Here is a 12,166-nt window from a genome sequence, read left to right on the forward strand (position 1 = left end):
TTCGAAGTGAGGATGTTGGTCGGTCGCGCGAACTGAACAATGCAGCCATCGGTGCGGTGCGCATCCCCGGGAACCCCATCGAGCACGCCGCGGGCATGGGGTCTGCGGCGTTGGATGAGCTGCAACCCTTTTTGCGAGGACCGAACCATGAACACCCGACTGATCGCGTCGACCTGGATGGCCGCCGCCGCCTTTGTCGCCATGCCCAGCCTTGCCGACGTGCACGCGTCCGGCGAGGTGGGCTACATCCCGCCCACCACGAGCGCGCCCAGCACGCTCACGCGGGCCGAGGTGATCGCCCAGCTGGAGCAAGCGCAGCGCGAAGGCGCGATGCCGCCGAACGGGGAAGGCGCCGACACCGGCGCCGTGGCCACCGCACCGCAGCCCGCGCTGCTGGCAGCGCACCCGAACCTGGCTGCACGCTGAGCCGCACACGCTGCTGGCGACAGCTGGCATCTGCCGCTGCCGCCAGCCGGTACGAGGCTCAGAACGCCGGCTGGCCGCCCAGGCTCGGATTGGTGTCGGTGCGCCGAAAGCGCCAGTCCGGGTTCTGCTGCTGCAGCAGCTCGAACAGTTCGGGCGCCACCGTGTGCTTGAACAGGGCCGCCTGCACGTAGCTCGCGGTGACGTGGCCGGCCTGCAGCTTGCGGGTCAGCTCGTCGACCTGCTGGCGCGTGGCCTCCCAGATGGTGTCGCCATCGACACATCTGGCGCTCTCGCAGCCGGGGATGTAGGCGTCCATCATCTTCTTCGATGCGATGCCACGGATGTTCAGCGCATAGGCGATCTTCTCCAGCTCGCGGTTGGAGAAGCTGTAGACGAAGTTGCCCACGCTCTCGTACTGCGGCCGCGTCTCGTCGAGTGCACAGGGGTGGTCGACCCAGGCGTCCTGCGGCTCGACCACCACCACGCAGTAGCGCGCCACGCGGAACATCTCGTAGATCGCGGCATAGGGCCGGCTCATGTGGTGCAGTGCCTCCTTGCACAGCACGAAGTCCACGGAGTTGTCCGGCAGGCTCAGCTTCTCGGCGTTCTCGACGCTGAACTTGTCGATGTGGCCGGACGCTTTGGTCTGCGCCAGCACCGTGTCGTCCAGGTCGGTGGCCAGCACATCCTCGAAGCCGGCCTGCTTCATGCGCCAGGCGTCGTAGCCGGCGCCGTCGCCGATCGTGAGCCAGGAGTGCTTGCGAAAGCCGATCAGCAGCTCGTTGACCACGGACATGAGCCGGGTCTGGCGCCAGTAGCCCACGCTTTCGGTGGTCCACCAGCTGTCGTAGAGCGTGCGCTGGTGGCCGTCCGCCATGAATTCGGCCCAGTGCTTCTCGTGGATGTTGTTCATCGTCATCGCAATTTCCTCGGGTTCGGCGGTGCAGCCGGGCATGGTAGCCGTGGCCGTGGCGGTGCCGGCCTGGCTTGCGCGGAGAATGTCGGGCTGCGCGCACAACGAACAACGAGGAGATGCCGACCATGCCCATGTTCCCGAACTGGACCCTGAAGACCGGTGGCGAAGTCGCCCCCGACGAACGCCTGCCCACGGGCCAGACCATCGCCATGGGCGTGCAGCACGTGGTGGCCATGTTCGGCTCCACGGCGCTGGCGCCCATCCTGATGGGGTTCGACCCCAACACCGCGATCTTCTTCTCGGGCATCGGCACGCTGATCTTCTTCCTGATGACGGGCGGGCGGTTGCCGAGCTACCTGGGCTCGAGCTTCGCCTTCATCGGCGTGGTCATCGCGGCCACGGGCTATGCCGGCGGCGGGGCCAACGCCAACATCGGCGTGGCGCTGGGCGGCGTCATCGCCTGCGGGCTGCTGTACTTCGTGATCGGCCTCGTGGTGCAGGTGGCGGGCACGGGCTGGATCGAGCGGCTCATGCCGCCCATCGTGACCGGCACCGTGGTGGCCGCGATCGGCCTGAACCTCGCACCGGTCGCGGTCAAGATGCTCGGCGCCACGCCCGCGGAGACGGGCATCGGCCTGCTGACGGCCTTGTTCGTAGGCCTGATCGCGGTGCGCAGCCGCGGCGTGGCCGGGCGGCTGCCGATCCTGCTGGGCGCGTTGTGCGGCTACGTCCTGTACTGGATCGCCGCCAACGGCCTGGGCTGGGCCAAGCCCATCGATTTTTCGGGCGTGGCGCAGGCCGCCTGGATCGGCCTGCCCAAGTTCAGCGCGCCGGTGTTCGACGGCACGGCCATGCTCCTGATCGCGCCCGTGGCCGTGATCCTCGTGGCCGAGAACCTGGGCCATGTGAAGGGCCTGGCGGCCATGACGGGCCGCAACTTCGACCCGCTCATGGGCCGCGCCTTCATGGCCGACGGCATCGCCACCATGGTCTCGGGCGCTGGCGGTGGCACCGGCGTGACCACCTACGCCGAGAACATGGGCGTGATGGCGGTCACGCGCATCTACTCCACGCTGGTCTTCGTGGTGGCCGCGCTGGTGGCGCTGCTGCTCGGCTTCTCGCCCAAGTTCGGCGCGCTGATCCTGACCTTGCCGGTGCCCGTGATCGGCGGCCTGGCGCTGGTGGTGTTCGGCCTGATCGCGGCCACCGGCGGGCGCATCTGGGTGCAGAGCAGGGTGGACTTCTCGCGCCCGCGCAACCTGATCACGGCCGGCGTGGCGCTGACGGCCGGGGCCGGCGACCTGACACTGTCCATCGCCGGTTTCAAGATGGGCGGCATCGGCACGGCGACCTTCGGCGCCATCGTGCTGTACCACCTGCTGCGCGAGCGCAACGCGCCGAACTGAACCGGCCCCGCATCGCGGGCTTGTCCTGCGCGGCGCGTGCAGGCCGCATGGCATGCTGCGCGTCCATGAAGAAGGCGCTGCAGACCTGGTTCTCCGCACGCGGCTGGAGGCCGTTCGCATTCCAGCGTGAGGTCTGGCAGGCCCTGGCCGCCGGCGACAGCGGCCTGCTGCATGCGACGACGGGCGCGGGCAAGACCTATGCCGTCTGGCTCGGCGCGCTGGCTGCCTTCGCCGGCAAGGCGCCTGCACGCGGCGCCGCGCCGCTCACCGTGCTCTGGATCACGCCCATGCGCGCGCTGGCGGCCGACACGCTGCGCGCGCTGCGCGAACCGCTGGCCGAGACCGCGCCGCACTGGACGGCCGGTGCACGCAGCGGCGACACCGCGTCAGCCGAACGCAGTGCGCAGGACCGGCGGCTGCCCTCGGTCCTCGTCACCACGCCAGAGAGCCTGTCCCTGCTGCTGGCCAAGGCCGGTGCAGCCACGCTGTTCACGCAGCTGCAGCTCGTGGTGGTCGACGAGTGGCACGAGCTGCTGGGCAACAAGCGTGGCGTGCAGGTGCAGCTGGCCCTGGCCCGGCTGCGGCAGTGGCGCCCGGCGCTGTGCACCTGGGGCATGTCGGCCACGCTGGGCAACCTGGAGCAGGCCATGGCCGTGCTGCTCGGCCCCGGTGCGCCCGGCCGCCTGGTGCGCGGCGCCGTGCCCAAGCAGCTGACCATCGACACGCTGCTGCCGCCGCGTGCCGAGCGCTTTCCCTGGGCCGGCCACCTGGGCCTGGCCATGCTGCCGCAGGTCGTGGCCGCGCTGGAGAGCAGCAGCACGGCGCTGGTGTTCACCAACACGCGTTCGCAGGCCGAGATCTGGTACCAGGCCTTGCTGGAAGCCCGGCCCGACTGGGCCGGCAGCATCGCGCTGCACCACGGCTCGCTGGACCGCGGCGTGCGCGAGTGGGTGGAGGCCGGGCTCAAGGCCGGGCAGCTGCGCGCGGTGGTCTGCACCTCCAGCCTGGACCTGGGCGTGGACTTCCTGCCGGTGGAGCGTGTGCTGCAGATCGGCTCGCCCAAAGGCGTGGCGCGGCTGCTGCAGCGTGCCGGGCGCTCGGGCCACGCACCGGGCCGGCCCTCGCGCATCACGCTGGTGCCCACGCACAGCCTGGAACTGGTGGAGGGCGCGGCGGCGCGCGTGGCCGTGGCGGCCGGTCAGGTGGAGGCGCGCGAGCCACCATCGCAGCCGCTCGACGTGCTGGTGCAGCACCTGGTGACGGTGGCGCTGGGCGGCGGCTTCGTGCCCGATGCGCTGTACGCCGAGGTGCGCAGCACGCACGCCTATGCGCAGCTGCAGCCCGACCGCTGGCAGTGGTGCCTGGACTTCGTGCGACAGGGTGGCGCGGCACTGGCCGCGTATCCCGACTACCGGCGCGTGGTTCCGGACGAGGAGGGCGTCTGGCGCGTTCCCGATGCGCGGCTGGCGCGCCGGCACCGGTCCAACATCGGCACCATCGTTTCGGACGCCAGCATGTCGGTGCAGTATGTCGGCGGTGCACGCATCGGCAGCGTGGAGGAAAGCTTCGCAGCGCGGCTCAAGCCCGGCGATGCCTTCATGTTCGGCGGGCGGCTGCTGGAACTGGTGCGCATCCACGAGATGACGGCGTGGGTGCGCAGGGCGAGCGGCAAGAAGGCGGCCGTGCCGCGCTGGAATGGGGGGCGCATGCCGCTCTCGTCCACGCTGGCCGATGCGGTGGTTGCCGAGCTGGCGGCTGCGGGCGAGGGCCATTGCGACAGTCCCGAGCTGCACAGCGCGCAGCCGCTGCTGGAAGTGCAGCGCCGCTGGTCTGCCATCCCCACGCCCACCACCCTGCTGGCCGAGACGCTCCAGTCGCGCGAGGGCTGGCATCTGTTCCTCTACCCGTTCGCGGGCCGGCAGGTGCACCTGGGGCTGGCCAGCCTGCTGGGCTGGCGCGCCGCGCAGCAGATGCCGCGCACCTTCTCGATCGCCGTGAACGACTACGGCTTCGAATTGCTCAGCGCCACCGAGCTCGACTGGGCCACGCTGCTGCCTGCCCTGCTGCACCAGAGCACCGACGGCCCGGCGCTGCTGGCCGAGGTGCTGGCCAGCCTGAATGCGGGCGAGCTCGCGCAGCGGCGCTTTCGCGAGATCGCGCGGGTGTCGGGCCTGATCTTCCAGAGCCACCCCGGTGAGCGGCGCAGCAGCCGCCAGCTGCAGGCCTCGTCGTCGCTGTTCTGGGAGGTGTTCCGCAAGTACGACCCGGCCAACCAGCTACTGGCGCAGGCCGAGCAGGAGCTGCTGGCGCAGGAGCTGGAGGTCGGGCGGCTGCAGGGTGCGCTGCAGCGCATGGCCGGGCAGCGGCTGGTGCTGTGTGCGCTGGCGCGGCCGACGCCGTTCGCGTTTCCGCTGATGGTGGAGCGCTTTCGCGAGCAGCTGTCCAACGAGCGCGTGGCCGACCGCATCGCGCGCATGCTGGCGCAGCTGGAGCGCGCGGCCGGTGGTGCGCTGGAGGAGGAGGACGCGGCCCAGGTGCAGGCCGGCCTGGAGTTCGGCCGGCAGACCGACCAGTCCACGCGCCCACCCGCGCGGCGGCGCAGCAAGGCGGGCCTGTGACGCCGGGCCTCGCCGTCACCTGGGCCGGCGAGCCTGTGCTGCTGCTGGCCGAGCGCGCGCTGTGGTGGCCGGCACGCCGCACGCTGCTGATCGCCGACCTGCACCTGGGCAAGGCTGCGACCTTCCGTGCCGCCGGCCAGCCGGTGCCGGCCGGCACCACGCAGCGCAACCTGGCCCGGCTGGACGCGTTGATCGCGCGGCATGGCGCGCAGGCGCTCGTGGTGCTGGGCGACTTCCTGCATGCCGAGCAGGCGCGCACGCCGGCCCTGCTCGATGCACTGGCGCTCTGGCGTGCCCGGCATGCGGCGCTGGCCATCACGCTGGTGCGCGGCAACCACGACAGCCACGCTGGCGACCCGCCGCCGGGCCTGGGGATCGCCGTGGTCGACGAGCCGCACCTGGTCGGCCCGTTCGCCTGCTGCCACCATCCGCAGCAGCACGCCACCCACTTCGTGTTGGCCGGCCATGTGCACCCGGCCTGCCTGCTGGCCGGGCCGGGCCGCGACCGCCTGCGCCTGCCGTGCTTCGTGGCCGAGGCCGGGCAGGCCTGGCTGCCGGCCTTCGGCGAGTTCACGGGGGGCTGGCGCGTGGATGCGGCACCGGGCCGGCGGCGCTATGCGCTCGCCGACGGGCAGGTCTGGCCGCTGCCCTGAGCGTCTGCGGGAATCCGCGGGTTACGCCCTGCCGCCGCGCCCCCGATGATGCGGCGCGGCGGCCGTGTCCCGCGCGCCGCCGCACCACCCCAACCAGGAGGAAGACAAACATGCACCCGACCCCCGACTTCTCGCGCCGCCGCACCCTGCAGGGCATGGCCACGCTCGCCGCCGGCGGCCTGGTTCCCGGCCTGCACGCGCAGCCCGCGCGCTGGCCCGACAAGCCACTGCGCGTGGTCGTGCCGTTTCCGCCCGGCGGCCTCACGGACGCCTACGCGCGCCTGTTCGCCGACCACTTCACCCAGACGCTGGGCCAGCCCTCCATAGTGGACAACCGGCCCGGCGGCGGCGCCATCATCGGCATCAGCCAGGTGGCCAAGGCGGCGGCCGACGGCTACACGCTGCTGGTCTCCACCTCGGGCACGGTCTGGCAGAACCGGGTGCTCTACAGCAAGCTGCCCTACAACCTGGACACCGACCTCACGCCGATCGCGCTGTTCCCCTCGGGCCCGCTGGCCGTGGCCGTGGCGCCCGAGGTGCCGGCGAAGAACATGCGTGAGTTCATCGCCTATGCGCGCGAGCGCCAGGTCAACATGGCCAGCTATGCGCCGGGCGCATACCCGCACATGGTGGCCGACCAGCTCAACCGCCATGCGGGCACCAAGATCCAGACCATCATGTACAAGGGCGAGTCGCCGATGTGGGTGGACGTGGCGGGCAATTCGGCCCAGATCGGCATCGGCAGCTACCAGGCCTTCAACACCGTGCAGGGCCGTGGCGTGCGGCCCATCGGCGTGACCGGCAACTACCGCTCGCCCAAGCTGCCCGACGTGCCCACGCTGGCCGAGCAGGGCATCGCCACGCCGCTGGTCAAGCTGGAAGGCGGCCTGGCCCTGATGGCGCCCGCCGGCACGCCCGAGGCCGTATTGCTGGCACTGAACAAGGTGGCGCTGGCCTGCGTGGAGACGGAGCGCGGCAGCAAGCTGCGCGAGAGCTTCGGCATCCCCAACAAGCCCAAGGACCTCGCCGGCACGCGCAAGGACTGGGACACCGAGGTGCCAATCTGGATCAAGATGGCGGTGGAGCTGGGCATCAAACTCGATTGAACCGCTCCGGCGCAGGGGGCATCAATCCTCCTGCGCGATCACCAGCAGCACCGAGGCCTGCTGCTTGCCGACCGAGGTGATCTTGTGCGGGATGCTGGAATTGAAGTGCGCCGAATCGCCGGCACGCAGCGTCTCGCTGCGCTGCGCCAGCTGCAGCACCACCTGGCCCTTGAGCACGTAGAGGATCTCCTCGCCACGGTGGTGGCTCATGGGGTGGTTGCGCACGGGCTCGTCGGTCGGATCCAGTACGAAGGCCACCATCTTGTGGTCGGGCAGCGCACTGGAGACCATGCGCGGCGCGTGCGGTGCCGGCTCCGGCGCCGCCTCGGCGCGCCGGATCACCACCGGATCGCTGTCGGACGGCTCGGCGAACACTTCCTCCACCGGAACGCGCAGGGCCTTGGCCAGCTTCAGTGCGGCACCGATGGACGGCGTGGACAGCCCGCGCTCCAGCCGCGAGACGTAGCTCTTCGTCAGGTCGCTTGCCTGCGCCAGATCCTCCAGCGTCATGCCGGCTTGCACGCGCAGGATCTTCAGTTTGATTGACATGTTGCGTATAGGAAACTTGTTTCCTAAAATGTTCCTGGTTTCCAGATCTGCATCAAAGCGGATCCGGCATGGGTCTGCTAACCAAGGAGTATGGTATGTCGCTGCGCACACGCCTTCGGGCACTGGTTCTCGTGGTCTCCTGCGGCCTGGCCGCGACGCTGGCGGTGGCGACCGCGGCGTCGGCCCAGTCCTATCCGTCCAAGCCGGTCCGGCTGATCATTCCCTTCGGTGCCGGTGGCATCACCGACGTGGCGGGCCGGCTGGTCGGGCAGCACCTGGGCGAGGAGCTCGGGCAGCCGGTGGTCATCGACAACCGCGCCGGTGCCGGCGGCGCCATTGCCGCGCAGGCGCTGGCCCAGGCCGCGCCCGACGGCTACACGCTGCTGCTGGGCACGGTGGGCACCCAGGTCGTCAACAAGATGCTCTACACCAAGCTGGCCTACGATCCCGCGGCCCTGGTGCCCGTGTCGCTGGTCAGCAACTCGCCCTACGTGCTGGCGGTCAACGGCGTGCCCGGCGTGAACGACCTGCCGGGTCTCGTTGCGTATGCCAAGGCGCATCCTGGCGCACTGAACTTCGGCTCGGCCGGCAATGGCAGCTCGCCGCACCTGGGCATCGAGCTGTTCAAGCTGGCGAGTGGCACGCAGATCGTCCACGTGCCGTTCAAGAGCGGCGCGGAGGCCGTGAACGCGGCGCTCAGCGGGCAGGTGCAGATCGTGATCGATGCCTTGCCGGTGATCCTGCCCCATGCCAAGGCAGGAAAGCTCAAGCTGCTGGCCATCGCCGACGCGCAGCGCAGCCCGGCAGCGCCGCAGTTGCCGACCAGCACCGAGCAGAAGCTGCCCGAGTTCCAGATCGGCTCGTGGAACGCGCTGGTTGCCCCGCCGGGCACGCCTGCCGCGCAGGTCGAGGTCCTGAACGCGGCGCTGGCCCGCGCCATGAAGCGCCCGGCCCTGGTGGCGCGCCTCGCAGAGATGGGCATCGAGCCGATGCCGACCGGCGTGCCAGCCTACCTGGCGCATGCCCAGCGCGAGACCGTCAAGTGGAGCCGGGTGATCCAGGCCGCCGGCACCAAGCTGGACTGACGCCGCCATGAAGCTCTACGACACGCAGCGCTCGGGCAATGCCTGGAAGGTGCGCCTGATGGCGGGCCTGCTGGGCATTCCCCTGGCGCGCCAGACCCTGTCGATCGACCGCGGCGACCTGGCCAGTCCGGACTTCCTGGCCATCGCACCGCTGGCACAGGTGCCTGTGCTCGAACTCGACGATGGCAGCCACCTGGCCGAGTCCATGGCCATCCTGTACTACCTCGCCCGGTCCACCGCCTGGTGGCCGGAGGCGCTGGCCGACCAGGCCCGGGTGCTGACCTGGCTGGCATTCGAACAGGAGCGGCACATGAAGCCGCTGGCCAAGTTGCGCCTGCACCTGGCCCTGCACCGCGACTGCGACCCGCAGGCGCCACCGATGCAGGCCTACGCCCACGCGGCACGCGAGGCGCTCGCGCTGCTGGAGGCGCAGCTGCAGCGCCAGGGACCAGCCGGCTGGGTCGCGACCATGCCACATCCCAGCATTGCCGATGTCGCGCTGTACCCCTACACGCGCATGGCACCCATGGGCGGCATCGACCTGGCGGCCTATCCCGGCACCGTGGCCTGGCTGCAGCGCATCGATGACCTGCCGGGCTATGCCGCGCTGTTCCCGGGCGAGCCCGGGCGCAACCTTTCCACCCTCGAAACCTGATTCCGCAAGGAGGAGACCCCATGGCATCCACGACCGACACCTTCACGCTCGACAAGGACGCGCTCGTTGCGCTGTCCCACCGGCAGATGGACGCGCATCTGGCGGACAGCGGTTACACGCTGCGCCAGAAGCTGGCGCTGACCTGCCGCATCCTGTTCGACAACGGCCACGATTCCGGCCTGGCCGGGCAGATCACCGCGCGCACGGGGACGCCGGGTGAGTTCTACACCCAGCGCCTGGGCCTGGGCTTCGACGAGATCGCCGAGGACAACCTGCTGCGCGTGGACGAGGACCTGAACGTGCTCGAGGGCGATGGCATGGCCAACCCGGCCAACCGCTTCCACTCCTGGGTGTACCGGGCGCGGCCCGACGTGAACTGCATCGTGCACACGCACGCCGTGCACACGGCGGCTTTGGGCATGCTGGAGCAGCCGCTGGTCGTCTCGCACATGGACAACTGCGTGCTCTACAACGACGTGGCCTTCGTCGGCCAATGGCCGGGCATTCCGGTGGGCAACGAGGAGGGCGAATTCATCTCGGCCGCCCTGGGCGACAAGCGGGCGCTGCTGCTGTCGCACCACGGCCTGCTGGTGGCCGCCACCAGCGTGGAGGAGGCCTGTGTGCTGGCCATCGCGTTCGAGCGTGCGGCGCGCATGCAGCTGCTGGCCATGTCCGCCGGCGAGGTGCAGACGATCGACCCGCGCCTGGGCCAGGAGGCGCACGACTGGATCCTGCGGCCCAAGCGCAATGCGGTGGCTTTCGACTACTACGCGCGCCGCGCGCTGAAGAACCCGCACCACACCGACTGCCTGCGCCCGCGCTGACAGCAGGCCTGCGCGGACGGGCTGCAGGACGCGCGCGCTATTTCACCTGCTGCTTCTCGAGCTTGCGCGCCAGCGTGCGCCGGTGCATGCCCAGGCGGCGTGCGGTCTCGGAGATGTTGAAGCCGGTTTCGGCCAGCATCTGGTGGATGCGCTCCCATTCCAGCGTCTTGATCGAGCTCTGGCGGTTGGTCAGCTCGACCTCGGTCGTGCCCTCGGCGCGGCCGAAGGCGGCCTCGATGTCGTCGGTGTTCGAGGGCTTGGCCAGGTAGTGGCAGGCGCCGAGCTTGATCGCCTCCACGGCGGTGGCGATGCTGGCAAAGCCGGTCAGCACCACGATCAGCATGGCCTCGTCGCGCGCGCTGAGCGCCTGCACGCAGGCCAGGCCCGAGGCCTCGCCGGCGAGCTTGAGGTCCACCACGGCATGGGTGGGCGCGAAGTCCTCCAGCTGCACCAGCAGCTGCTCCAGGCCCGTCGCCACGCGCACGGCATAGCCGCGCCGCTCGAACGAGCGGGCCAGCGTGCGGGCGAAGGCGGCGTCGTCCTCGACGATCAGCAGGCGGCGTTCCAGGGGCTCATCGGTCATCGGCGCTATCTTCCTCCAGCAGGGCAATGGCCGACAGCGGCAGGGTGATCCGCAGCTCGGCGCCGCCGCCTTCCAGGTTGCGCGCGGCCACGTGCCCACCCAGCGTGCGCGCCACGTTGACGACCAGGAACAGGCCCAGGCCGCGGCCGGGCTGACCCTTGCTGGACTGGTAGGGCTTGCCGAGCTGCTGCAACATCTGCGGCGCGAAGCCCGGGCCGCGGTCGCGCACGGTCAGCACCAGGGTGTCGCCGCTGCGCGCGGCCCGCAGGTCCACGTGGTGGGGCGAGACCTCGGCCGCGTTGTCCAGCACGTTGCCGATCATCTGCTGGATGGCCGAGTCCGCCACCATGGCCAGTTCGTCGCCGAACGCGTTGTCGAAGCGCAGGCCGGGGCAGGGCCGGCGCTGGCGCCAGCGCGTGACCACGTCGTCCAGGAAGGCATGGAGCGTGGTGGCGCGCGAGGATTCGCCGCGTGCCTCGCCGGCCGACAGCAGGATGCCGCTCACGATGGCCTTGCAGCGCGCCACCTGGGCCTGCATTTCGGCGACGTCGTCAGCCAGTTCGGGCTCGGAACTGAAGTGCGGCAGGTGCTGCCAGTCGCCCAGGATGACCGCGAGCGTGGACAGCGGCGTGCCCAGCTCGTGCGCGGCGCCGGATGCGAGCAGGCCCATGCGCACGATGTGCTCCTCCTCGGCCGCGCGCTGGCGCAGAGCGGCCAGGCGCCCGTCGCGTTCGCGCAGGTTGCCGACGATGCGCGTGATGAAGGTCACCAGCAGCGCAGCCGTGAGCGCGAAGCTGACCAGGGTTCCCATCATGTAGGGGCTGGCCAGGCCGCGGTGGTGGTCGGGTGTCAGTGCCAGCGGCTGGGCCCACAGCGCCAGCGCGGCGAAGCAGGCCGAGGTCACGCCCACCATGGTCCAGGTGGCCCAGGCCGGCAGCAGCACGGCGCCCAGGATCACCTGCAGCAGGTACAGGAACACGAAGGGGTTGGTCGCGCCACCGGACAGGTAGAGCTGGGCCGTGAGCGCGGCCACGTCCACCAGCAGCGCGACCAGCAGCTCCACATTGGTCACACGCCGGCCCGTGCGCGCGCGCAGTTGCGACAGCACATTGAAGGCGACCAGGCAGCCCAGCACGGTCAGCATGGGCTCGACCGGGATCGCGATGCGCAGCCCGTAGTGCACGACCTCGATGGTCAGCACCTGGCCGAACACGGCGATCCAGCGCAGCTGGATCAGCTGCTGCAGGTTCTTGAGGCCGGCCGCCTTGTCGGGGCCGGCCGGACGCGCGGGAGAGGGCGCTGAAGGACGTGCGGCGCCGGTGGTGGAAAGAGGCATGGGGCCGGA

At 70.6% G+C, this 12,166-nt stretch carries 12 protein-coding genes; 8 read left to right on the forward strand and 4 right to left on the reverse strand.

Going from position 1 to position 12,166, the window contains the following annotated elements; translation table 11 throughout:
• Nucleotides 1-147 precede the first annotated feature (147 nt).
• Nucleotides 148-426: a DUF4148 domain-containing protein gene (locus ACSQ4M_RS22175; protein ID WP_436191582.1), complete on the forward strand. Its 279-nt coding sequence runs from the start codon at nt 148-150 to the stop codon at nt 424-426.
• 58 nt (nt 427-484) lie between these two features.
• Here ACSQ4M_RS22175 and ACSQ4M_RS22180 read toward each other — a convergent pair whose 3' ends face one another.
• Nucleotides 485-1,345, reverse strand: coding sequence for a class I SAM-dependent methyltransferase (locus ACSQ4M_RS22180; protein ID WP_436191583.1), 861 nt, complete (start codon nt 1,343-1,345; stop codon nt 485-487).
• A 122-nt stretch (nt 1,346-1,467) separates the two neighbouring features.
• Between ACSQ4M_RS22180 and ACSQ4M_RS22185 the strand changes: the two genes are divergently transcribed.
• From ACSQ4M_RS22185 to ACSQ4M_RS22200, 4 genes are all read left to right on the forward strand, one after another.
• Nucleotides 1,468-2,748, forward strand: coding sequence for a solute carrier family 23 protein (locus tag ACSQ4M_RS22185; RefSeq protein WP_436191584.1), 1,281 nt, complete (start codon nt 1,468-1,470; stop codon nt 2,746-2,748).
• Nucleotides 2,749-2,795: 47 nt separating this feature from the next.
• Nucleotides 2,796-5,366 (forward strand): ligase-associated DNA damage response DEXH box helicase, encoded by a 2,571-nt coding sequence (locus ACSQ4M_RS22190; protein ID WP_436191585.1) that lies wholly within the window; start codon nt 2,796-2,798, stop codon nt 5,364-5,366.
• A complete protein-coding gene (gene pdeM / locus ACSQ4M_RS22195; RefSeq protein ID WP_436191586.1) occupies nt 5,363-6,019 on the forward strand; it encodes a ligase-associated DNA damage response endonuclease PdeM in 657 nt (218 codons plus the stop codon). The genes ACSQ4M_RS22190 and pdeM overlap by 4 nt, the downstream gene beginning before the upstream one ends.
• A gap of 110 nt (nt 6,020-6,129) precedes the next feature.
• Entirely contained in the window at nt 6,130-7,125 is a 996-nt protein-coding gene (locus tag ACSQ4M_RS22200; RefSeq protein WP_436191587.1) for a Bug family tripartite tricarboxylate transporter substrate binding protein, read from the forward strand.
• A gap of 21 nt (nt 7,126-7,146) precedes the next feature.
• On the opposite strand, the gene ACSQ4M_RS22205 is transcribed toward ACSQ4M_RS22200, so the two are convergent.
• Nucleotides 7,147-7,674 carry a helix-turn-helix domain-containing protein gene (locus ACSQ4M_RS22205; protein WP_436191588.1) on the reverse strand — a complete coding sequence of 176 codons (528 nt, stop codon included), beginning with the start codon at nt 7,672-7,674 and terminating at the stop codon, nt 7,147-7,149.
• 95 nt (nt 7,675-7,769) lie between these two features.
• On the opposite strand from ACSQ4M_RS22205, the gene ACSQ4M_RS22210 reads away from it, so the two are divergent.
• Genes ACSQ4M_RS22210 through ACSQ4M_RS22220 form a run of 3 tightly spaced genes read left to right on the forward strand, consistent with a single transcriptional unit; the run spans nt 7,770 to nt 10,238 of the window.
• A complete protein-coding gene (locus ACSQ4M_RS22210) occupies nt 7,770-8,759 on the forward strand; it encodes a Bug family tripartite tricarboxylate transporter substrate binding protein (RefSeq protein ID WP_436191589.1) in 990 nt (329 codons plus the stop codon).
• A 7-nt stretch (nt 8,760-8,766) separates the two neighbouring features.
• Entirely contained in the window at nt 8,767-9,414 is a 648-nt protein-coding gene (locus tag ACSQ4M_RS22215; protein ID WP_436191590.1) for a glutathione S-transferase family protein, read from the forward strand.
• 20 nt (nt 9,415-9,434) lie between these two features.
• Nucleotides 9,435-10,238: an aldolase gene (locus ACSQ4M_RS22220; protein ID WP_436191591.1), complete on the forward strand. Its 804-nt coding sequence runs from the start codon at nt 9,435-9,437 to the stop codon at nt 10,236-10,238.
• 37 nt (nt 10,239-10,275) lie between these two features.
• Here the strand turns inward: ACSQ4M_RS22220 and ACSQ4M_RS22225 are convergent, their stop codons facing one another.
• Together ACSQ4M_RS22225 and ACSQ4M_RS22230 are read right to left on the reverse strand one after the other, a co-directional pair.
• Nucleotides 10,276-10,821, reverse strand: coding sequence for a response regulator transcription factor (locus ACSQ4M_RS22225; protein ID WP_436191592.1), 546 nt, complete (start codon nt 10,819-10,821; stop codon nt 10,276-10,278).
• Complete coding sequence (locus tag ACSQ4M_RS22230) at nt 10,811-12,157, reverse strand: ATP-binding protein (protein ID WP_436191593.1); 1,347 nt, start codon at nt 12,155-12,157, stop codon at nt 10,811-10,813. Before ACSQ4M_RS22230 ends, ACSQ4M_RS22225 begins: the two co-directional genes overlap by 11 nt.
• Nucleotides 12,158-12,166: the final 9 nt, after the last annotated feature.

The organism is Pseudorhodoferax sp. LjRoot39 (assembly GCF_964253035.1).
In the GTDB taxonomy this organism is placed as follows: domain Bacteria; phylum Pseudomonadota; class Gammaproteobacteria; order Burkholderiales; family Burkholderiaceae_C; genus Pseudorhodoferax.

Coding starts and splice junctions, on each gene's coding strand:
- ACSQ4M_RS22175 (WP_436191582.1), top strand. CDS start 148: ATGAACACCCGACTGATCGCGTCGACCTGGATGGCCGCCGCCGCCTTT.
- ACSQ4M_RS22180 (WP_436191583.1), bottom strand. CDS start 1,345: ATGACGATGAACAACATCCACGAGAAGCACTGGGCCGAATTCATGGCG.
- ACSQ4M_RS22185 (WP_436191584.1), top strand. CDS start 1,468: ATGCCCATGTTCCCGAACTGGACCCTGAAGACCGGTGGCGAAGTCGCC.
- ACSQ4M_RS22190 (WP_436191585.1), top strand. CDS start 2,796: ATGGCATGCTGCGCGTCCATGAAGAAGGCGCTGCAGACCTGGTTCTCC.
- ACSQ4M_RS22200 (WP_436191587.1), top strand. CDS start 6,130: ATGCACCCGACCCCCGACTTCTCGCGCCGCCGCACCCTGCAGGGCATG.
- ACSQ4M_RS22205 (WP_436191588.1), bottom strand. CDS start 7,674: ATGTCAATCAAACTGAAGATCCTGCGCGTGCAAGCCGGCATGACGCTG.
- ACSQ4M_RS22210 (WP_436191589.1), top strand. CDS start 7,770: ATGTCGCTGCGCACACGCCTTCGGGCACTGGTTCTCGTGGTCTCCTGC.
- ACSQ4M_RS22215 (WP_436191590.1), top strand. CDS start 8,767: ATGAAGCTCTACGACACGCAGCGCTCGGGCAATGCCTGGAAGGTGCGC.
- ACSQ4M_RS22220 (WP_436191591.1), top strand. CDS start 9,435: ATGGCATCCACGACCGACACCTTCACGCTCGACAAGGACGCGCTCGTT.
- ACSQ4M_RS22225 (WP_436191592.1), bottom strand. CDS start 10,821: ATGACCGATGAGCCCCTGGAACGCCGCCTGCTGATCGTCGAGGACGAC.
- ACSQ4M_RS22230 (WP_436191593.1), bottom strand. CDS start 12,157: ATGCCTCTTTCCACCACCGGCGCCGCACGTCCTTCAGCGCCCTCTCCC.